This is a genomic window from Arthrobacter sp. BE255, from assembly GCF_031457335.1.
GTDB lineage: Bacteria > Actinomycetota > Actinomycetes > Actinomycetales > Micrococcaceae > Arthrobacter.
Genome location: NZ_JAVDWK010000011.1, coordinates 1 through 19,088, shown reverse-complemented (window position 1 = coordinate 19,088; position 19,088 = coordinate 1). Strand labels below are relative to the sequence as shown.

Annotated in this window: 18 protein-coding genes; 5 read left to right on the top strand and 13 right to left on the bottom strand. The window is 65.7% G+C overall.

From position 1 onward, the window contains the following. Positions 1-55 precede the first annotated feature (55 nt). The 3 genes from J2X42_RS17230 to J2X42_RS17220 all read right to left on the bottom strand — a co-directional run bounded on the left by J2X42_RS17230 (position 56) and on the right by J2X42_RS17220 (position 6,850). Entirely contained in the window at positions 56-3,157 is a 3,102-nt protein-coding gene (locus J2X42_RS17230) for a S8 family serine peptidase (protein ID WP_310167059.1), read from the bottom strand. Between the two features lie 326 nt (positions 3,158-3,483). Beyond that, positions 3,484-6,357, bottom strand: coding sequence for an exo-alpha-sialidase (locus J2X42_RS17225; protein WP_310167217.1), 2,874 nt, complete (start codon positions 6,355-6,357; stop codon positions 3,484-3,486). Between the two features lie 307 nt (positions 6,358-6,664). Next, positions 6,665-6,850, bottom strand: a complete 186-nt coding sequence (locus J2X42_RS17220) for a hypothetical protein (RefSeq protein WP_131133476.1) — start codon at positions 6,848-6,850, stop codon at positions 6,665-6,667. A 213-nt stretch (positions 6,851-7,063) separates the two neighbouring features. Between J2X42_RS17220 and purS the strand changes: the two genes are divergently transcribed. From purS to purL, 3 genes are read left to right on the top strand one after another with little or no spacing between them, the layout of a single operon-like run. Further along, on the top strand, positions 7,064-7,315 hold the full coding sequence (gene purS, locus J2X42_RS17215; RefSeq protein WP_056631212.1) for a phosphoribosylformylglycinamidine synthase subunit PurS: 252 nt from the start codon (positions 7,064-7,066) through the stop codon (positions 7,313-7,315). A 1-nt stretch (position 7,316) separates the two neighbouring features. Then, the gene (purQ, locus tag J2X42_RS17210) at positions 7,317-8,090 is read left to right on the top strand and encodes a phosphoribosylformylglycinamidine synthase subunit PurQ (RefSeq protein ID WP_310167058.1); all 774 of its coding nucleotides are present in this window, start codon (positions 7,317-7,319) and stop codon (positions 8,088-8,090) included. Next, the gene (purL, locus tag J2X42_RS17205) at positions 8,087-10,420 is read left to right on the top strand and encodes a phosphoribosylformylglycinamidine synthase subunit PurL (protein WP_131133474.1); all 2,334 of its coding nucleotides are present in this window, start codon (positions 8,087-8,089) and stop codon (positions 10,418-10,420) included. Before purQ ends, purL begins: the two co-directional genes overlap by 4 nt. An 80-nt stretch (positions 10,421-10,500) precedes the next feature. On the opposite strand, the gene J2X42_RS17200 is transcribed toward purL, so the two are convergent. The 5 genes from J2X42_RS17200 to J2X42_RS17180 are packed head-to-tail and all read right to left on the bottom strand — an operon-like array spanning position 10,501 to position 12,748. After that, positions 10,501-10,794 carry a DUF503 domain-containing protein gene (locus J2X42_RS17200; RefSeq protein WP_310167057.1) on the bottom strand — a complete coding sequence of 98 codons (294 nt, stop codon included), beginning with the start codon at positions 10,792-10,794 and terminating at the stop codon, positions 10,501-10,503. Beyond that, positions 10,794-11,111 (bottom strand): putative quinol monooxygenase, encoded by a 318-nt coding sequence (locus tag J2X42_RS17195; RefSeq protein WP_310167056.1) that lies wholly within the window; start codon positions 11,109-11,111, stop codon positions 10,794-10,796. The genes J2X42_RS17200 and J2X42_RS17195 overlap by 1 nt, the downstream gene beginning before the upstream one ends. 35 nt (positions 11,112-11,146) lie before the next feature. Further along, complete coding sequence (locus J2X42_RS17190) at positions 11,147-11,773, bottom strand: hypothetical protein (protein WP_310167055.1); 627 nt, start codon at positions 11,771-11,773, stop codon at positions 11,147-11,149. Between the two features lie 14 nt (positions 11,774-11,787). Beyond that, positions 11,788-12,336 carry a DUF1990 domain-containing protein gene (locus J2X42_RS17185; protein ID WP_310167054.1) on the bottom strand — a complete coding sequence of 183 codons (549 nt, stop codon included), beginning with the start codon at positions 12,334-12,336 and terminating at the stop codon, positions 11,788-11,790. Then, positions 12,329-12,748 (bottom strand): MmcQ/YjbR family DNA-binding protein, encoded by a 420-nt coding sequence (locus tag J2X42_RS17180; RefSeq protein ID WP_310167053.1) that lies wholly within the window; start codon positions 12,746-12,748, stop codon positions 12,329-12,331. Before J2X42_RS17180 ends, J2X42_RS17185 begins: the two co-directional genes overlap by 8 nt. A 45-nt stretch (positions 12,749-12,793) precedes the next feature. Between J2X42_RS17180 and J2X42_RS17175 the strand changes: the two genes are divergently transcribed. After that, entirely contained in the window at positions 12,794-13,822 is a 1,029-nt protein-coding gene (locus tag J2X42_RS17175; protein ID WP_310167052.1) for a 2-oxoglutarate and iron-dependent oxygenase domain-containing protein, read from the top strand. A 12-nt stretch (positions 13,823-13,834) separates the two neighbouring features. Here J2X42_RS17175 and J2X42_RS17170 read toward each other — a convergent pair whose 3' ends face one another. The 5 genes from J2X42_RS17170 to J2X42_RS17150 form a co-directional block, all read right to left on the bottom strand. Continuing rightward, on the bottom strand, positions 13,835-14,260 hold the full coding sequence (locus J2X42_RS17170; RefSeq protein WP_310167051.1) for a CoA-binding protein: 426 nt from the start codon (positions 14,258-14,260) through the stop codon (positions 13,835-13,837). A gap of 33 nt (positions 14,261-14,293) precedes the next feature. Then, positions 14,294-15,103 (bottom strand): hypothetical protein, encoded by an 810-nt coding sequence (locus J2X42_RS17165; protein ID WP_310167050.1) that lies wholly within the window; start codon positions 15,101-15,103, stop codon positions 14,294-14,296. Beyond that, positions 15,100-15,651 carry a sigma-70 family RNA polymerase sigma factor gene (locus J2X42_RS17160; RefSeq protein ID WP_310167049.1) on the bottom strand — a complete coding sequence of 184 codons (552 nt, stop codon included), beginning with the start codon at positions 15,649-15,651 and terminating at the stop codon, positions 15,100-15,102. The genes J2X42_RS17165 and J2X42_RS17160 overlap by 4 nt, the downstream gene beginning before the upstream one ends. A 320-nt stretch (positions 15,652-15,971) precedes the next feature. Further along, entirely contained in the window at positions 15,972-16,310 is a 339-nt protein-coding gene (locus J2X42_RS17155; protein ID WP_310167048.1) for a DUF1508 domain-containing protein, read from the bottom strand. 282 nt (positions 16,311-16,592) lie between these two features. Next, complete coding sequence (locus tag J2X42_RS17150; protein WP_131133463.1) at positions 16,593-17,882, bottom strand: adenylosuccinate synthase; 1,290 nt, start codon at positions 17,880-17,882, stop codon at positions 16,593-16,595. A 430-nt stretch (positions 17,883-18,312) separates the two neighbouring features. Here J2X42_RS17150 and J2X42_RS17145 point away from each other — a divergent pair, with 430 nt between their 5' ends. Beyond that, positions 18,313-18,945 (top strand): uracil-DNA glycosylase, encoded by a 633-nt coding sequence (locus J2X42_RS17145; protein WP_310167047.1) that lies wholly within the window; start codon positions 18,313-18,315, stop codon positions 18,943-18,945. The last annotated feature ends 143 nt before the right edge of the window (positions 18,946-19,088 follow it).

Here is a 19,088-nt window from a genome sequence, read left to right as displayed (position 1 = left end):
CACAGCAGGACGCCGCCGGCTCCAACGGAACCGGCGGCGTCCTGCTTCTGGTGGACTAGAGATCCATGTTGCGGTTGCCCGAGAATTCCGGGACTTCCTGCTTCTTCTTTGCCTTCTTGGCCTTGTCCGCCTTGTCCGCGGCGGCCGGGTCGTCGGCTGTTTCGTCATCCGGGACCACCACGGCGCCACCGGGGGTGACCGCCACCGAAACGAACGTGGGCACGCTTGAACCGGCGAACGTCACCCGGCCGATGTAGGAGCCTGCAGCGAGATCCTTCCACTGGAGCTTCACAACTCCCGCCTGGCCGTTACCGAGCCGCAGCGGATTCGGGGTCACGGTGGCGTTTCCTACATTGGCCCCCAGCACAGCCGCGTCCACGGAAGCCTTGGTGGGCTGCCCGTTCGGACTCGCATAGAGGTTCACGAAGATCGTGTACACCCCGGCAGCCGGGTTGGGAACAGAAATCGATTCGCTGGCCGAGGCAGTCTGGGCGAGGAGTACCTGTCCTGCCGGGTTGAAGACCACCATGTCGAAGTCGGCGGCTTCATCCGAGGAGTACACAGAGAACTTGGCCAACGGCGATCCTGCCGGAACGGTGACTTCCTTGGCGAAGTTGGACCCGTCGGTCTCCAGTGCCAGCGGCCCGGGAACCAGTTCGATGGCCGAGGAGTCAGCCTTGGACAGTCCGTCCAGGGTGATCTTCACGGGGGCGTTGGTACCGGAGACCACGGGGATGTCACCCTGGCCCGTGCCACCTGCCGAGCTGAACGCCAGGTTCGCCGGGGCCACCACCGACTGCGGGCGTACCGCCACGGGGGACGCCACGTTCTTGCCGGCACCCTGCCAGACCAGGCTGCCCATGGCGAACTGCCCCAGTGCTGCGCTGGTGTTTTCGAACCTGACCTTGAAGGTGCGCTTCTCGCCGGCGGCGCTGAAGCTCAGGATCGACGGCGTCACGGTCACCTTGATGCCCGGAACGTCCGCCTTGGCCCGGTAGACACCCGGCGTCAAAGCAGTGACCGTCCGGGTGACCTCGGTCTTGCCCGTGAGCGCACCCAGCGCGAACGAGGCGACGTTCATGTCCCGCGGCGCGGTGCTCCCCAGCCCGGGGATGCCCAGGTCAAGGCCCGTGCCCTGGATGAACTTCAAATAGTCATCCTCGGTGCTGTCGTAGACCAGTCCCGGATCGAGGACCCTGGCAACGTCCACCTGGCCGGCACCGGTGGCGAAGACGTCGCCGTTGCGGGTGCCGTCGGCGTTCTTGACCTCACCGGCCGTGGTCATCATGGCTGATTTGATGGTGGCCGGAGACCAGCCGGGGTTCTTGGCAAGGATCAGCGCACCGAAGCCGGCGACGTGGGGCGCGGCCATCGATGTTCCGGACATCATGCCGAACTGGTCGCCGCCCGAGCCGATGGGTGACACACCCGCAAGCACGGCAACACCGGGTGCAGCCACATCAGGCTTGAGCAGGTCCGAGCCGGTGGCAATCAGCGGGCCGCGGGAGGAGAACCCGGCAATCTGCGGCTGCGGTGCCACCGGAAGGCCGGTGGTGTCCTTGTTCACCAGCGCAACCTTGATGGCGGGGTTGGCGGTGATCTTGTCCTTGATCTGCTGCGTTGCCGGCGGGTTCACGTGGACTGTCGGGACGGAGTGGCGGTCCAGGTCTTCGGAGGACGTGGCCAGGTTCACCAGGATCATCCCGATCCCGCCGGCCCGCTTCACTTCGGCGCTCTTGGCCACCCGGTCAACCACCCCGCGGTCGCAGACAACGATCTTGCCTGCCACCTTGGCGGGATCCAGTGCGTTGGGGGCGCACAGTTCGGGATTTGCAGCGCCGGCTGCCGCGGCGGCTGCGGCGAGAACCACGTTGCTCGCGGGAACGGGAGTGGCCATCAGGCTGGCCCCGCGGAACTTGCTGCCGTCTTCGAATTCGACGGTTCCCTGCAGTTCCGTGGAGAAGGAACTGGCGGCAACAGTGGTCAGCCAGGGCGCACCATGGTTGACAGTGCTCGCGGTGGGTCCTGAGTTTCCGGCGGATGCCGCAACGAAGATGCCGGCCGAGGCCGCGGACAGGAAGGCCAAGGACACCGGATCCGTGGTGGTGGAGGTGCTGCCGGAGATGGAGTAGTTCAGGACGTCCACGCCGTCGAGGATGGCCTGGTTGATTGCGGCGACGGAGGAAGAGCTGTAGCAGCCGCCAGTGTCCGGGTTGTCATCCTCCCAGCAGATTTTATAGATGGAGAGTTTTGCCGCCGGCGCCACGCCGCTGGTGATGCCCATGTCGGTGGCGCCAAGGTTGGCCCTGACGTTGGCGTTGCCTGCGGCCGTGCTGGCCGTGTGCGTGCCGTGGCTCCCGACGTCAACAGGCGAAATCAGTTCCTCGGGCGCCCGGTTCTTGGGCGCCACGTATTTCAGGAAGTCGTCTGCAAAGTAGCGTGCGCTCAGGACCTTGGAGTTGCAGTCATCTCCATTGAAAGTCGCTCCGGATCCCTGGCCCTTCTGGCACTCGCCGATAAACGTGTCGCCGTCGGACTTGAGCATGGCGATTTTGCCGTCGGCCGTGCGGTACGGGACACCAACCTGGGCCTCGCCGCTGAGCGGCTGGACGTCGCTGCCGGCAAAGAAGGGGCTGGACGGCGTGTAGCCGGAGTCGATGACACCCACCACAACGCCCTTGCCGGCATTCTCCTGGCCGCCGAAGGCGGTGTTCCAGAGTCCGTTGGCTCCGCTGAGTTTGAGGAAGTCCGTGGTGGAGTAGTCCGGAGCGTTCTCGGTATCCTTGGCCACCATCAGCACGGCAGGATCCTTGGCGAGCTTCACGGCCTGCTCGGCGGTGAGATCGGCCGAGAAGCCGTTGATGGCGGCCGTGTACTTCCGCTTGATCTGGATGCTTTCCGCCGCGGCAACGGAGTTCTGTTTTTCCTCGAGGTGTGCCTGGTACTGCTGGACTTCGGGGCGTTCCGCATCGAGCTTACGGCCGCTTTGCGGCTTCGTCGCTGCCAGCCCGGGCGTCGCGCCGTCGTACGTGGCTGCTGGCTTCTCGGCCAGGACCACGATGTAGCGGCCTGCCGGGTAGTCGGCGGGGTTGACGGTCCGCGGAGTTACTACCGTGTTTGGTTCGACGGGCGCCGCGGTAGCGGGGCTCAACGCCATTGAAGTGAGGAGAAGCGGCAAACCCACGGCCAACGCCGTCGCTTTCCGGAGCCCCCCGCCCCGGATGGGGCTCTTTCCAGTTGATTTCACGAGCGACTACACCTTTCACGAGGCACGGGCCCGGCGCGTGTCCGGCCCGTGGCAGCTGGAAGACGACAACCGTAATTACAGATCTTGTAATCCGGGGAGACCAGCCGATTCAAACAGTACAGACTGATAGACGAATATGACATAAGCCACAGATGATTTTTGAATCTGTCAATTTGGTTGTCATGACAACGGCCCGGCACTGTCGCCGGGCCGCTGCCAGGATGCGTCAGATGCTGTTAGCCCCGGTCGCCCTTAGGTGTGACCTGGAGCCTGTCGAAGGACACCTGCCGGCCGTCTTTGTCCAGGACCACCACGTCGTCGCGGCCGTTCTGCACGTCGGACGGGAGGATGAACTCCACCGTGTTCGCGGTGGTGGGGAAGATCCAGCCGATCCGGTAGGCCATCTTGTTGAGGTAGACGTAGTACCACTGGCCGTAGGCGAGACCCTCCAGGGTGATCTTCTGGCCGTTGCGGTATTTGTCCGCAGTGCCCAGGTCAAAGGGGGCCGCTTGGCCTTCGAGGTCCTGGACCGCCAGTACAGGCTCACCCTCCGGCTGCGCGGGCTGGACCGTCAGCACCAGCGGGTCCCCTTCAACCTGCACACTGACCGCTTTGGAGCCGTTGCGTGCCGTCGCCCCGAAGGTGACGCCACCCAGGCGTCCCGCAGCGACGTCAGCGGCAGTCAGCACATGGACCCGCGTGGCCGCCGCGGTGCCGCCAACGGCCAGCGCGGATTCAGTGATTCCCGTGTCCAGCGCGTTAAGCCCGGTCAGCGCCACATTGCCCGCGTTGCCCAGGGTGTACGTATACGTGACGGGGTCACCTACGCTTGCGAACCGGTCGCCGTCGGCGTCTTCCCACTGAGCGGAAACGGTACCCTCAAGCTTCGGCTCGCGGACTGTGAGGTCCACTTCGCCGCCGTCCACCTGGTAGCTTCTGGTGCTTTGGCCTGCTGCGCTGATTTCCCAGTTTGTGGCCGGAACGAAAAAGCCCTGCTCAACTTCTTCGGCAGTCACCGTGTGACGCGGCGTGGTGCATTGGTAACCCTGGCCCGCCGCCAGCGTGCTGTAGCGGCAGTTGCCGGGGCCTTCCGGGACAAAGGGGGTGAAGTTGCCGGCGGTGGGGACCACTTTTTCAACCAGCGGGCTCGTGTTCTTCACCGTGAACGTGTACGGGACGGGCTCGCCTGCCGCGTACGGCTGGGCTGACAGGTCACGCCCGGCGTCGGCACGCGCTCCGCCGATGTCGGCGGCAACAAGTCCGTCGCGCAAGGCGACCGCGGCGCCGGTGAACGGAACCGTTTTGGTGAGCGACGGCGTCGCGCTGGCAGTGATGCTAAACCCCGCCTCGGGCACGAAGTAGCCGCGCTCGACGTCCGCCGCCGTGATGACGTGCCTGGCGGTGGTGCAGTTGTAGCTGGCTCCGGCGGCCAGGTTGTTGAACCGGCAGTTCGGGGCCGACGGCGGGAGGAAGCCGGAGTCGAAAGTCCCGGAAACCGGCACGGCGTTGGCCGTGACGTTCGCGGTGCTCTTGACCGTGAACGAGTAGCCGAGGACTTCGCCCACCTGGTACGGGCTGGCGACGACATCGCGTGTCGGCGCACTCCCGCTGACGGTCAGCCCGACCTGTGGGGCCACCGGCACGGTGGCGGTGAAGGTGAACTGCGAAACCCGGCCATCCGCCGTCGTGAATGCCGCGTTGAGGTTCTGCGGGCCACTGGCGTTCGCGGGGGCGGTCAGGGCCACGTCGACGGTCACCGAGGCGCCGGGTGCGACGTCGGGAACCGGCACCGTGGTGGCGGACCATCCGCCCGGGGTGTAGACAGTCGCGTTTGCGCCTGAGAGTGTGGCGGTTTCCTGGTTGGTGACCGTCACGGCGACCTGCCGGGTGGCACCGGGAGCCGTGGTGACTGCGGGGACGGACAGCGGGGCGCAGGCGTAGTTCAGCCAGGCGTCGTCGAACTTCGCGAACGGCATGTTGTCCGTGTAGTTACCCTCATAGAGGACGCCAAACTTGCCGTCTTCCAGGCGGGTCACGGTGGAGTAGGCGGAAAAGCCGGAGCGGATGGTGCGCACGCCTGGCCAGGTGGCGCCGTCGTCGCAGGAGATCCGGGCGGAGACGTTTTCGCGGCCGGTCCTGGAGTTTGCGTTGGTGAAGATCAGCTTCCTGGCTTCCGCTGTACCCTGTGCCGCGTTGGGGAACATCCGTGCAATGGCCCCGTTGTTGGCGGGATCGGGCAGTTCGGTGTCCTGCGCGACTGGGCCGTAGGTGGCGCCGCCGTCGGTGGAGATGGCCACCTTGCGGTAGCCCTGGTTGGCGTTGTCGCGGGAGTTCAGCAGGACGCGGCCGTCGGAGAGTTCAACGGTTTTGTTCTCGTCCATCCGGTCGCCGGCGTTGGCGCCCTTCTGCCACGTGGCGCCGTGGTCATCGGAGTAGACGCTGTACGCCTGGATCCTGTTGGTGCCATCGGCCTGGCGCACATCGCCGGCGTACTGCTGGATCAGGCGCCCTGCGTGGGGGCCGTACCTGAGCTGGATGCCTTCGCCGGAGGACGCGAAGTTGGAGCGCACATCGCCGGCCTCCGGGCTGGTTTTGCTGGTGCCGGGCTTGGTCACATTGGTGATAAGCCGCGGCTGGCTCCAGGTGAGGCCGCCGTCGGAGGACTCGATGACAGCTGAGGAGATCACGGTGCGGTCGGCATCGTCGTTGCCGAACTGGCTGCCGCCAAAGCCCTGGTCCTTGGAGTACACAAAGAACGCGAAGACCTTGCCGGCTTCGGCGTCGTGGATGTAGGACGGGTCGCTGTAGCCGTATTTCGGGCTGGTCGCGTCGCCCGGGTGGCCTGCGGCGATGACCTGCACGGGACCCCAGGTCTGGCCGCCGTCGGTACTGCGGCGCTGCACGATCGAATTTGGGTTCGGTGCGTCGGCGGAACTGCCCGGGCGGCCGTCCCAGGCGGCCAGCACTACTCCGTTCCCGAGGTAGGTGAGGGCCGGAATCCGGTAGAAGAAGTTGCTGGCCGTCCGGTCGGCCGCGAGGTTTCCCTCCGCGAAGGAGCCGGGACCCGCCGTCGGACTGTTGGAGGGAATGGGGGCCGCCTGGGCGGCCATCCCCGGACCGGCCAGCAAGGCGAGGGCCACGATGCCCGCACCTGCTGTTCGTCCCAGGGACCGATGCCTGCTGCGTTGGGTGATGAGTGGCAAATTGATTGTCCTTTCACTGCGCCGGCTGGCGGCGATGCGGGAATGTTCGGCTGCGGCAGGCGGACCTTCACATAGGTTCTACATGCCACATACGACGTCCTACCACCGTAGGGTGTGAAAGGTCACAGGGGAAGGTTCTTTGCAGGACATGTTTCCGGGGAACAAAAAAGCGGCCCCTGATGGGGCCGCTTGATCAAACGTCACGCGATGGCGCCTACTGGCGTGGCGTCCGGACTACGTCACTGATCCACTGCCGGGTCTTTTCATCGACGGGACCTGCCACGCGGGTTTCCCGGGCAGCCCGGTCAGCTTTGATCTTCTGCAGGACCATGCGGCCCAGCCCGGCGAAAACGGCAACGGCTACCACGGGCAACAGCACGGATTTCGATTTCTCAGCCATTCCGCAATCCTAGTGACGGTGTGCGCGCAGGGCCAGAGCAGCCGCTGTTCCGCCGAATACAGAGTGCGGCCCCATGCCCGGTAGAATGGGCTAGCAAGCTCGCGGAGCGCCCGTCCACACTGTTCAAGAAGCACCCCTCAACACAGCGGAACGGCGTGAGACGGCACCACTCCGCTGCGCCCTTACCCAATGCTCACGCACAGGAGTTGCCGGATGCCCCGGATCGTTGTTGACGTCATGCCCAAGCCCGAGATTCTGGACCCGCAGGGGAAGGCCATCGTGGGTGCACTCCCCCGTTTGGGCTTCACCAGCTTTAGCTCTGTCCGCCAGGGCAAGCGCTTTGAACTGACCGTCGACGGCGAGGTGACCGACGCAATCCTGGCCCAGGCCCGTGAGGCAGCCGAGACCCTGCTGTCCAACCCCGTGATTGAAGACGTCGTCAACGTCGAGGTCGTCGAGGCCTGAGATGACTGAACTTCCCTTGATCGGCGAGGCAATCGCCGTCGCCGCTGAGCCGCGCCTCGCGGGCGCGAAGATCGGCGTGGTCACCTTCCCCGGCACGCTTGATGACCGCGACGCCGCCCGTGCGGTCCGGCTGGCCGGCGGTACCGCAGTGCCGCTCTGGCACGCCGACACCAACCTCGGTGACGTGGACGCCGTCGTGATTCCCGGCGGATTCTCCTACGGCGACTACCTGCGCGCCGGCGCCATCGCCCGTTTCGCCCCGCTGATGTCCAAGATCATCGACGCCGCGAACTCGGACGCCAAGCTGCCCGTGCTGGGTATCTGCAACGGTTTCCAGATCCTGACCGAGTCGCACCTGCTGCCCGGGTCCATGATCAAGAACGACCACCTGAAGTTTATGTGCCGCGACCAGGTCCTCCGGGTTGAAAACAGCAACACCGCCTGGACCCTGGACTACGAGGCCGGCCAGGAAATCACCGTGCCGCTGAAAAACCAGGACGGCCAGTACATCGCTGACGAGAAGGTCCTGGACGCACTCGAAGCCGAAGGCCGCGTGGTGTTCCGCTACGTGGGCTTCAACCCGAACGGCTCGCGCCGCGACATCGCCGGCATCTCCAACGCCGCCGGCAACGTGGTGGGACTTATGCCGCACCCGGAGCACGCCGTTGAGGCCGGCTTCGGACCCCAGTCGCTGGACGGCATCGGCAGCTCAGACACCGACGGCCTGGGTTTCTTCACCTCCGTATTGAACAAGATTGTGGGAGGCAGCAAATGACCGAGATCAATTCGGTGGTCGAGCCTGTCGAGACCGCCAAGAAGTTCAACATCGACACCGTCGAGAACGCCGCCAAGACGCCGGACACCGAACTCCCCTGGGCCGAACTGGGCCTGAAGCAGAACGAGTTCGACGAGGTCGTCAAGGTCCTGGGCCGCCGCCCCACCGGCGCGGAACTGGCAATGTACTCCGTCATGTGGAGCGAGCACTGCTCCTACAAGTCCTCGAAGAACCACCTGCGCCAGTTCGGCGACAAGGTGACCGACGAGATGAAGAAGGACATGCTGGTGGGCATCGGCGAGAACGCCGGCGTCACCAACCTGGGCGACGGCTGGGCCGTGACGTTCAAGATCGAGTCCCACAACTCGCCGTCGTTCGTGGAGCCCTACCAGGGTGCCGCCACCGGCATCGGCGGCATTGTCCGCGACATCATCTCCATGGGCGCCCGTCCGGTGGCCGTGATGGACCCGCTGCGCTTCGGCGCCATCGACCACCCGGACACCGCCCGCGTCATGCACGGTGCCGTTGCCGGCATCGGCGGCTACGGAAACTCCCTGGGCCTGCCCAACATCGGCGGCGAGATGGTGTTCGACTCCGTCTACCAGGGCAACCCGCTGGTCAACGCACTGGCTGTCGGCGTCATGCGCCACGAGGACATCCGCCTCGCCAACGCCTCCGGCAAGGGCAACAAGGTGGTCCTGTTCGGTGCACGCACCGGCGGCGACGGCATCGGCGGCGCCTCAGTGCTGGCTTCCGAGTCCTTCGACGACACCAAGCCGTCCAAGCGCCCCGCCGTCCAGGTGGGCGACCCGTTCGCCGAGAAAGTCCTGATCGAGTGCTGCCTGGAGCTGTTCAAGGGCTCCCTGGTTGAGGGTATCCAGGACCTCGGCGCCGCTGGCATTTCCTGCGCCACGTCCGAGCTCGCCTCCAACGGCGACGGCGGCATGGAGGTTGAGCTGACCTCCGTCCTGCTGCGCGACCCCACCCTGACTCCGGGCGAAATCCTGATGTCGGAGTCGCAGGAACGCATGATGGCCGTGGTCACCCCCGAGAACATCGCCGCGTTCGAAGCTGTGATGGACAAATGGGCCGTGGAGTACTCCTGGCTGGGCGAAGTGACCGACACCGGCCGCCTGATCATCACCTGGGACGGCGAAGTCATCGTCGACGTCGACCCGCGCACTGTGGCCCACGACGGTCCGGTCTACGACCGCCCGTACGCACGCCCCGAATGGCAGGACTCCGTCCAGGCCGATTCCTTCACCGGATCAGTCCAGGACGCCGGCCGCCCCTCCGCCCCCGCGGAACTGGCAGCTGCCGTCACCGAGCTGGTGGCTTCGCCGAACATGTGCAGCAAGGACTGGATCACCAACCAGTACGACCGGTACGTCGGCGGCAACACCGCCCTGGCGTTCCCGGACGACGCCGGCGTGGTCCGCGTGGACGAGGAAACCGGCCTGGGCGTTGCCCTGGCCACCGACGCCAACGGCCGCTACACCTACCTTGACCCGTACCACGGCGCACAGCTGGCGCTGGCCGAGGCCTACCGCAACGTGGCCACCTCCGGCGCCGTGCCGATGGCCGTCAGCGACTGCCTGAACTTCGGCTCCCCCGAGGACCCGGACGTGATGTGGCAGCTCGCCGAGGCCATCCGCGGCCTGTCCGACGCCTGCATGGTGCTGGGCATCCCGGTCACCGGCGGCAACGTCTCGCTGTACAACCAGACCGGCACCACGCCCATCCACCCCTCCCCCGTGGTGGCAGTCCTGGGCAAGCTCGACGACGTCGCCCGCCGCACGCCGTCGGGCTGGAAGGAAGATGGCCAGGCCATCTACCTGCTGGGCACGACGGCGGCCGAGCTGGACGGTTCCGAATGGGCCAACATGCGCGGCCACCTCGGTGGGCTCCCGCCCAAGGTTGACCTCGCCGCCGAGCGCGCGCTGGGTGAAATCCTGATCAACGCATCCCGCGACGGTATGGTGGACTCCGCGCACGACCTCTCCGAAGGCGGCCTCGCGGCAGCCCTCGTTGAGTCCGCACTGCGCTACGGCGTCGGCGCCCGGATCGCCCTGCAGGACGTCCTGGACCGCGACGGCGTGGACCTCTTCACGGCACTGTTCTCCGAGACCCAGGGCCGTGCAATTGTTGGCGTACCACGCTCCGAGGAAGTCCGCTTCACGGACATGTGCACCGCCCGCGGGTTCGCCCACGTCCGGATCGGCGTGGTGGATGCTGACAGCAACCAGCTGGAGATCAACGGCGTGGACACCCTCTCCCTCGATGCCCTCCGCGAAGCGCACGAGGCAACCCTGCCGAAGTACTTCGGCTAGTCCCCACCGCTAAAGCAACGCGGGGTCACTTTCCGCCCAATAATCCCCTGGGGATGGGCGCGAAGTGACCCCGCGTTGCTTTAATCCTCGCTGTGGAGCTCCCGCTGCCGTGCACTGAGCAGCTCAAGCTCGGGCCGGGCGGCCACAAAGCGTTCGACGGCGGCCAGCACCTCCACGAGGTGCGCCCGGTCTGCTGCCACCAGACCGGCTCCCACCTGCGAACGCCGGTACTGGTCGTGGTCCCCCACCTCTGCTACGGACACATCGAAGCGTCGCTTGAGCTCGGCCAGCAGCGGCCTGATGAGTGAGCGTTTTTCCTTCAGGCTTTGGACGTCGCCCAGGAGGATGTCGAATTCAATCCAGCCGATCCACATCAGATGGTGAGTTCTCCCATCCGGTCCCAGCCGTCGCCATCGAGCTGGCGGCTGATGATCCGGGGTGTTTCGGCCAGCGCCTGGGGCATGTCCGCCATGGCCTGCTTGAAGTGCGTGCTGTTGACGTGGTCGCCGGCGGCGTCGTCCTTGAAGGCCTCCACCAGCACAAACTCGTTGGGGTCATCCACACTGCGGGACCAGTCGAACCAGAGGTTGCCTGGCTCCTCCCGCGTGTCCGTTGTGAAGTCCTCAACAAGGCCGAGCCAGCGCTCGGACCAGTCGGGCTTGACCTTGAATTTGACCACGATGAAGATCATGGGGTTTCCTTCCGTTGAGGGGTGTTGAATCTGTCTCAGCCGGCAGCCAGGGCGAGCTCACAGGCTTCGATGGCTTCCCGGGCGTGTTGCTGCTGGGCGGGTGTTCCGGTCCGCTCGGCCCACTGCTCGGCCAGCTGGAACTCCACGAGCGCCTCGGTGAAGCGGCCGGCGCCGTGCAGGGCCCAGCCCAGGTTGTGGTGCAGCGCCACCATCCACCGCCGCGTGTGCGGATCGTGGGCGGTGGACGCGTATTCGATGGCACTCTTGGTCCAAAGCTCGGCATGGGCGGAGTCGGCGATCGCGAGCATATGCAGCGCATCCACGGCGAGGTACTCCTCGCCCAGGTGGTCGCCGAGCTCCGCGGCCTGCTCAAACAGCGGCACGGCCATGGCCGCGTGCCCGCTGGAGTTCAGGACGCGGCCGCGTTCCAGCAGGATCCGCACGCCGACGGTGGGTTCCTCCTCCCCGTCCACCGAGTCCAGCAGCTCATCTGCCTCCTCGTAGCGTCCCTGCAGGCCGATGGCCCGTCCCAGCTGGGTGGCCAGTTCGGCCTTTTCGTCGGCGTCGTAGGCCGGATCGGCCAGGGCTTCCCTGAAGCGCTGTTCGGACAGCCCGGGATCCTTCTGCTTCCATAGTCGGTCAAGGGTCTCTTGGTCCAGCATGTACCTTCTTCTGATCAGCTTTCACCTGCGGCGAGTTGGCGTGCCCCTTCAACGTATCGCGAAGTGACGTGCCTTTGCGCCGCCCTGGTCACCAGGCCGCCTGCCCGGTAGAACCAGTTGGCAGGCATGCTGAAGGCGGTAATTTTCAAAAATACGCGGCCCGTGTCGTCAATCTCCACTTCAAACGCCTCTTCACCGCGGGCCGGATGTCCGGGCAATGTCCCGTAACCGAAACCGGCCGACTGCGCGCCCTCACCCGGCACCGGCCGTCGGACCCATACCACTTCGCAGGGTGCGTTGATGCGGAAAGGCCCGACGCCGAAGCCGCTCACCACACGCGTTCCCGGACGGACGACGTCGGATTCGGCGCGGACCCGGAGCCTCGACCGCCGCTGCAGCTCCCACGTCAGGATTCCGTGCGCCACCCGGCGGTACAGTGCCACCCCGTCACCAAGGTAGACCTGTGACACCAGGCAGGAGTATCCCGCCGGCGGCCGGCCATTCTCCGTAGCGCCGACTCCGGGATAATCGAGCCGCCCGCCCACCAGTCGCCTGTCAGCCATCGGACCCGTCCCGTGATCCCGTTAACCGGGCCCAGCCCAGCTGCTCCTGCTGCTTGCGGCTCAGGGTCGACACCACCAGGTCGTAGGAGTCCTCCACCATGTCCCGGACCATCGAATCGGGGAGGGCGCCGTCGAGCCGCACGCCGTTCCAGTGGGTTTTGTTCATGTGCCACGCGCCGGTGATTTCGGGATGGGCGGCGCGGAGCTGCTCGGCCAGGGCGGGCTCGCATTTCAGGCTCACCGACCAGTCGTCGGCGTCCATGGCGGACGCCGCAAACATCTTGGCTTCGTGCCGGGCGCCGCCGGCAACATGCGCCCGGACCTTAAACACCGAGGTTTCGGGTCCGAAGGGAAAATCCTCGAAGGAACCGGGAAACGACAGGCAGATTTCGCGGAGTTCAGCTTGGTCCATCCAGTGAGCCTACAAAGCGGCCGCCGCCGGTGCTAGTCTGCGAGCATGTCACATGACCAGGCGACCATACCTGTTCTGGACCTGAGCACCGCACGCCAACCCTACGGTCCCTTTAGTCCGGAATTCATTGAAGAGCTGCGCAACGCCACCCACAACGTCGGCTTCTTCCAGCTCACCGGCTACGGCGCCTCACCGGGCCAGGCCGAGGACCTCCTGGCTGTCATCAAACGCTTTTTCGATCTGCCGCTTGAGGAACGGATGAAGCTCGATAACCGGCTTTCACCGCATTTCCGCGGCTACACCCGGATGGGCACAGAGGTCACCCAGGGCCGGGCGGATGCCCGGGAACAGATCGACTATTCCCCGGAGCGCGACCCCGTCCCGGATTACCCGGCCGACCAGCCGTACTGGCTGCTCCAGGGGCACAACCAGTGGCCGGACGAAGCGCTGCCGGAGCTGAAGCAGGCCGCCATGGCCTGGGCGGAACTGATGTCTGCGGTAGGCATGGAGCTGATGCGCGCCATCGCCGTCTCGCTCCAGCTGCCCGAGGAATATTTCGACGATCCGTTCCGGGACACACCCGCCTGGATGGGCAAACTGGTGCACTATGTCGGCGGTGTCGTGGAAGCGGCCGGTGACCAGGGCGTGGGCTCGCACGCCGACTACGGGTTCGTCACCCTCCTGCTGCAGGACGGTGTCGGCGGCCTGGAGGTCCTCCCGCCCGGTGCCACCGAATGGGCCCCTGTCGAACCCATCCCCGGCGCCCTGGTGGTGAACCTGGGCGAAATGCTCGAAGTCGCCACCGAAGGCTACCTCGCCGCGACGATCCACCGCGTGCAGGCGCCGCCGCCCGGCGTCGACCGTTATTCCGTGCCGTTCTTCTGGTCGCCGCGGCTGGACGCCGTGATTGATCCCGTGCCCCTGCCGCCGGAGCTGGAAGCACAGGCCCGCGGAATCTCGGATGATCCGTCCAACCCGATGCTCGCGTCCTTCGGCATGAATATGCTCAAGGGGCGGATGCGGGCCCACCCGGATGTGACCGAGCGGCACTACCCGGACCTGATCAAGTCCTGAACGCGCGGAGGGTCAGAGGTTGTACTTCCACGCCTGCTGGGCGGGGCAGACGTTCATCACCACATCCAGGCCGGCTGCCTTGGCGCGTTCCGCCGCAGCTTCGTCGATGACGCCCAGTTGCAGCCACACGGCTTTGGCACCCGCCGCTATGGCCTGGTCCACCACCGCGCCTACCTTGTGCGAATTCACAAAGCAGTCAACGACGTCGATGGGCTGCTTTTCGGGCGGAATGTCACCCAGGGTGCTGTAGCCGGGTTCGCCGTGCACCGTATCGCCCGGCAGGTTGACGGGGATGATTTCCATGCCCAGCCGGTCCCGGATAAACAGCGACGTGTCGAAAGCCGCACGCCACTCATTGGTGGTCAGGCCCACGATGGCCCACCGCCCTTTGTTTCGCATCAGGCGCTCAATGACTGCAGGATCGTTGGTGTGCCCCATGAGGCAAGCCTACGGGCTACCGGCGGTGGGTGGTTAGCGGCTAAACTTCTTGAGCCACTTGGCACCGGGATCTGTTTTCTTGCCGGACCCGGATTTGCCGGACCCGTTGCCGGCCTCCTTGGAGACGGATTTCCCCGGCACGACGTCGGCCAGCAACTTCTCCGTTTTCTCCAGCGACTGCCGCACAGGCTCCGTGGATTGACCCGCTTCCTGGGAGTGCGAAACCTCCGGGAGCTGTCCCTGTTCCTTGGGATTCTTTGCCCCGCCGGAAGCCCCGGCCGAACCGGACCCGGCCTGGGCGTCAGCGCCGCCGTCGTTCGGTTCTGCTTCAGCAGTACGGTCCGGGGTGGTGTCCGGCGCAGCGGGCTGGTCCGGCACGTACTGTTTCTGACTGTCCGCCGTCGAGAGGTCCTGCGCTGGGCCTGGCTCCACCGGCGCGGGTTCCGGGACCGTTCCGATGGCAGGGGCGGCAGCTGGCAGCCCGGACACGTTCCACGGGGGCGCCCAGTCTTCCAGCAGGTGCTGCACAGAGAGGCTGGCCTTCCCGGCGGGCCCGGACGCGCTGGCGGCGACCCCGGTGACGCCGAGGCCCATGCCCGCTACGACAGCAAGGCCCACGATGGCGGACCGGTTCCGGTGCCGCCGCTGCCTGCGCCGGCGTGTCAGCTCGTCCGGCCGGGAGGCCAGCAGGGCGGCAAGCTGTGCATTGGGAACCGGCGCCGGCAAGGAAGCCAGTGTGCCCAGCGACAGGAGCGCTGCACGCAGTTCGGTGTCCTGCTCCTGCCCGGCATCGAGCAGCATCGACTCCACGGTGTCCGTCAAACGGCTGGCTTGAGGAGTCATGGCGCCACATATTCCTTCACTGAGGTTTCCTCGCGGAGTCTGTTCAAAGCCCGCCGCTGGAGTTGCTTCACGGCGCCCGGGCTTTTCCCCATGACGGCGGCAACCTGGTCCACGGTCAGGCCGCCGATTATGCGCAGGGTCAGCACTTCCTTCTGCTCGTCCAGCAGCCCCTGGAGCAGGTCAAGGACCTCCGACGGCGAGACCCTCGCAAGGGCTTCGGCTTCGGCGGATGATTCCTCGCGCAGGTCCAGCTCGGCGTCGAACGGGAGCTTCGCGGGGGTGCGGCTTTGCCGGCGGTGGTCGTCCACCATCCGGGCGTGGGCCACCGAGAAGATAAAGGTGCGCAGGCCCTGCATTCCGCCCGTGACGGTCTCCAGGCGCGGGAGGACCGCGAGGAAGACATCCTGCATAACAGCCTCCGGATCTTCAACACCGCGGGCTGTGAGATAGCCCAGGACCTGTGACGCGTAACTTCGGTACACGAGGCTGAAGAGTTCCGGATCGCCGGCGCCAGCCCGCAATACATCGTCAGTCAGCGCATCGGTCACGGACGTAGGGCTTTCGGTGGAGGGGACTTTGCTTGCTCAGTCTAGGGCCAGTGACGCTTCCGCGGAATGCCCTTGCCCAACTAACTTTACCCTGCGGTAACCGTGCCACCGTGCCCACCGGCGCCCGATTCGGGTGCCGGATCCCTGTCACTTCCGTGTCCTGCCGAAGCAAAAAAGAGCCGGGCTGGAACATGATGGGGGACAGGTTCCAGTCCGGCGCTTTCATAGGGGTAATCGACCGGGGCGGTCCAAGGGTTACGCCCCGTTCCAAAAAACTTTTGGAGGCCGGTGACGGGGGCTGGCTCCTGCGGCGCTGGACCTTAGGCTGCCCCGGTCCAGCGCGGCGAAGCGACCTGCCTGCGCGGCGCCTTGGCATTGGCGAACGAGTGCACCCTCGTGGCTGGTACGCGCTGGTCATCACAGTTCGTCTGGACCTTGGCGGGCGCCACAACGGGCGCAGGCTGACTGACGTTGGCGGCGGTGCAGAGATCGGTGACCAGCCCTGTTCCGGCGCACTCACGGACCGCGGCGATCCCGGCGGCGACAGCGGACTTATCTTCATAGGCTTCGGACACGGCCATCACCGTGCCGTCAGGCGCCGTGAGACGGAACCTGAATCGTGAATCGGAGTCCAAGAAAACTTCAAACTTCCCGGCCATGGCAAATCCTTCCGGTCTGTAGGGTCCTGTCCGGGCAACGTCTTCGCCACCGGACGGTCCGGAACACATCTCTGCGCCGGTCTCCCACGGGTCTGGTCGAACGATCTGTTGATCAGTTCAGCTTGTACATCAAGTCTCCCGGCAGCGCCTGCAGCCTCACAAGACCGGCCGGGTTAACCCTGTGTAAATTGCGTTCAACCCCCGGCAGAACAAAGCGGCGGGCCACCCGCAAGGTTCCTTAGGAACCCGGGGTGACCCGCCGCCGTCGTACGTACTAAAACGTCAGTCGTTGATGAGGTCGTTGACCACGATCGTCTGGTCCCGGTCCGGGCCCACGCCAATGGCCGAGAACCGCGTCCCGGAGAGCTTTTCCAGGGCCAGCACATAGTTGCGGGCGTTCTCCGGCAGATCCGCCAGGGTGCGCGCGCCGGTGATGTCCTCGGTCCAGCCTTCGAAGTACTCGAAGATGGGCACGGCGTGGTGGAACTCGGTCTGCGTCATGGGCATTTCGTCGTGGCGCACACCGTCGACGTCGTAGGCCACGCAGACGGGGATCTGCTCGATGCCGGTCAGGACGTCCAGTTTGGTCACGAAGTAGTCCGTGAAGCCGTTGACGCGCGACGCATGGCGGGCCAGGACGGCGTCGTACCAGCCGCAGCGGCGGGGACGGCCGGTGTTGACGCCGAACTCACCGCCGGTCTTCTGCAGGTACATGCCCATCTCGTCGAAGAGCTCCGTGGGGAACGGGCCGGCACCAACGCGGGTGGTGTACGCCTTGATGATGCCGATGGACCGTGAGATGCGGGTGGGGCCGATGCCGGAACCCACGGAGGCGCCGCCCGCGGTGGGGTTGGATGACGTGACGAACGGGTACGTGCCGTGGTCAACGTCCAGGAAGGTGGCCTGGCCGCCCTCCATCAGGACCACCTTGCCCTCGTCCAGTGCGGTGTTCAGGACCAGCGTGCTGTCGATGACCAGCGGGCGCAGGCGGTCGGCGAAGGACAGGAAGTACTCCACGATCTCCTCCACCACAACGCTGCGGCGGTTGTAGATCTTCACCAGGAGATCGTTCTTCTGGCGCAGCGACCCTTCCACCTTCTGGCGGAGGATTGATTCGTCAAAAACATCCTGGACACGGATGCCTAGGCGGGCCACCTTGTCCATGTAGGCCGGGCCGATACCGCGGCCGGTAGTGCCGATGGCACGGCTGCCGAGGAAACGCTCGGTAACCTTGTCCAGCACCTGGTGATAGGGGGCAACGAGGTGGGCGTTGGCCGAAACGCGGAGCTTCGATGTGTCGGCGCCGCGTGCTTCCAGCCCGTCGATTTCCTGGAACAGGGCCTCAAGGTTCACCACGCAGCCGTTGCCGATGATCGGGACCGCGTTGGGGCTGAGGATGCCGGCAGGAAGGAGCTTGAGCTCATACTTCTCACCGCCTACGACGACGGTGTGCCCGGCATTGTTGCCGCCGTTCGGCTTGACGACGTAGTCGACGCGGCCGCCCAAAAGGTCAGTGGCCTTGCCTTTTCCTTCGTCGCCCCACTGGGCTCCTACGATCACGATTGCTGGCATGGGATCCTCCCCCATTCGTTCGGGCCGGCCAGGCTGTCCACCGAAATGGCAGGCCTGGTGCAGCGCCGTTCATGAGAATGCCCCGAATGGACCAGCCTTGCCAGGTCCGAAGTGCGGCCTGCCAACGCAAGAGTTCCGGGGCTCTTACCACCCAAGTTTAGCCGATGCCGCCCGATTATCCCGTGTCAGCGCGCGGTCGCGGGCCACGCAGGGACACAGGACCGGACCGCCTCGCGCCCTGCGGTCCGTCCTCCGCCACTATTTGCTTAAGGCGGCCCGGCGTTTCGTTTCGCGGGGCTTGCTAGACTGGTAGAGACCGACCAGGAATCGGTCCACCACATTTCAAACCATCCCGGACTGCGGCGTGCCCCACCGCGCCCATTTTCCGGATTGGCAGCAGCACCTAGCCCCGCAGGAGACATAGCACTACATGACAGCCCTGGCACCCGAATCTTTCCGTGAGCAGCTTTTGAGCCGCCGTTACGAACCCAACGTTGCCGCCGTCAACGAGCTGTGCGATTCCCTGCAGAGCGTCAAGCCCCACACCGAAGTCCCGTACGTCGACCCGATGCACGATGTGGACGAGTGCCGCATCATCAGCCTCTACTCGAACATTGGGGAAGCGGACAAGTCCGGTTTCATCACTGCCGGCGACGACGACGCAGCCACCCGCATGCTGGGCATCCAGTGGAAGCTGGGCCTGCGTCCGGAGTTCGTGATGCCGTGGAACGTCCACCCGTGGCACACTCCGGGCGAGGTCAACGGCAAGTTCACGCCGGACCAGATTTCGTCCGGCCTGAAGCCGCTGCTGAAGTTCCTTGCCCTGGTCCCCCGCGCCTCGGTCATCGTGGCGCACGGCACCGAAGCCAACCGCCTGGCCAACCTGCTGCTCAAGACCGAGGTTCCCATGATCTGGCGCCGCGGCCTCAAGACCTACAAGGTCCGGTCCCTGAGCGGCCGCGCCTTCGCCGGCACGCCCGCACGGCAGGAACAGTACCTCGAGGAAATGCGCGTGGCCTACACGGACGCCATGGCACGCACGGGCCTCACGGTTCCCAGCTAACAGCCCGGGTCTCACCCAGCTCGGCATACGACGGCGGGGGGGGGCCCGTTTGGGAAAAGGTGTACGCCCCCCCCCGGTGGCGTAGGAAAAACCCAACCCCGGGGACCTAAAACCCCCAAAACAAACTATTTTTGGGGGGGGGT

Bases quoted from the DNA above. Each gene is read 5' to 3' on its own strand.
- J2X42_RS17200 (WP_310167057.1), bottom strand. From the start codon at position 10,794: ATGTGGATCGGCTGGATTGAATTCGACATCCTCCTGGGCGACGTCCAA.
- purL (WP_131133474.1), top strand. From the start codon at position 8,087: ATGACCGAGATCAATTCGGTGGTCGAGCCTGTCGAGACCGCCAAGAAG.
- J2X42_RS17225 (WP_310167217.1), bottom strand. From the start codon at position 6,357: ATGGCCGCCCAGGCGGCCCCCATTCCCTCCAACAGTCCGACGGCGGGT.
- J2X42_RS17175 (WP_310167052.1), top strand. From the start codon at position 12,794: ATGTCACATGACCAGGCGACCATACCTGTTCTGGACCTGAGCACCGCA.
- J2X42_RS17165 (WP_310167050.1), bottom strand. From the start codon at position 15,103: ATGACTCCTCAAGCCAGCCGTTTGACGGACACCGTGGAGTCGATGCTG.
- purQ (WP_310167058.1), top strand. From the start codon at position 7,317: ATGACTGAACTTCCCTTGATCGGCGAGGCAATCGCCGTCGCCGCTGAG.
- J2X42_RS17195 (WP_310167056.1), bottom strand. From the start codon at position 11,111: ATGATCTTCATCGTGGTCAAATTCAAGGTCAAGCCCGACTGGTCCGAG.
- J2X42_RS17170 (WP_310167051.1), bottom strand. From the start codon at position 14,260: ATGGGGCACACCAACGATCCTGCAGTCATTGAGCGCCTGATGCGAAAC.
- J2X42_RS17145 (WP_310167047.1), top strand. From the start codon at position 18,313: ATGACAGCCCTGGCACCCGAATCTTTCCGTGAGCAGCTTTTGAGCCGC.
- purS (WP_056631212.1), top strand. From the start codon at position 7,064: ATGCCCCGGATCGTTGTTGACGTCATGCCCAAGCCCGAGATTCTGGAC.
- J2X42_RS17220 (WP_131133476.1), bottom strand. From the start codon at position 6,850: ATGGCTGAGAAATCGAAATCCGTGCTGTTGCCCGTGGTAGCCGTTGCC.
- J2X42_RS17155 (WP_310167048.1), bottom strand. From the start codon at position 16,310: ATGGCCGGGAAGTTTGAAGTTTTCTTGGACTCCGATTCACGATTCAGG.
- J2X42_RS17185 (WP_310167054.1), bottom strand. From the start codon at position 12,336: ATGGCTGACAGGCGACTGGTGGGCGGGCGGCTCGATTATCCCGGAGTC.
- J2X42_RS17150 (WP_131133463.1), bottom strand. From the start codon at position 17,882: ATGCCAGCAATCGTGATCGTAGGAGCCCAGTGGGGCGACGAAGGAAAA.
- J2X42_RS17230 (WP_310167059.1), bottom strand. From the start codon at position 3,157: ATGGCGTTGAGCCCCGCTACCGCGGCGCCCGTCGAACCAAACACGGTA.
- J2X42_RS17190 (WP_310167055.1), bottom strand. From the start codon at position 11,773: ATGCTGGACCAAGAGACCCTTGACCGACTATGGAAGCAGAAGGATCCC.
- J2X42_RS17180 (WP_310167053.1), bottom strand. From the start codon at position 12,748: ATGGACCAAGCTGAACTCCGCGAAATCTGCCTGTCGTTTCCCGGTTCC.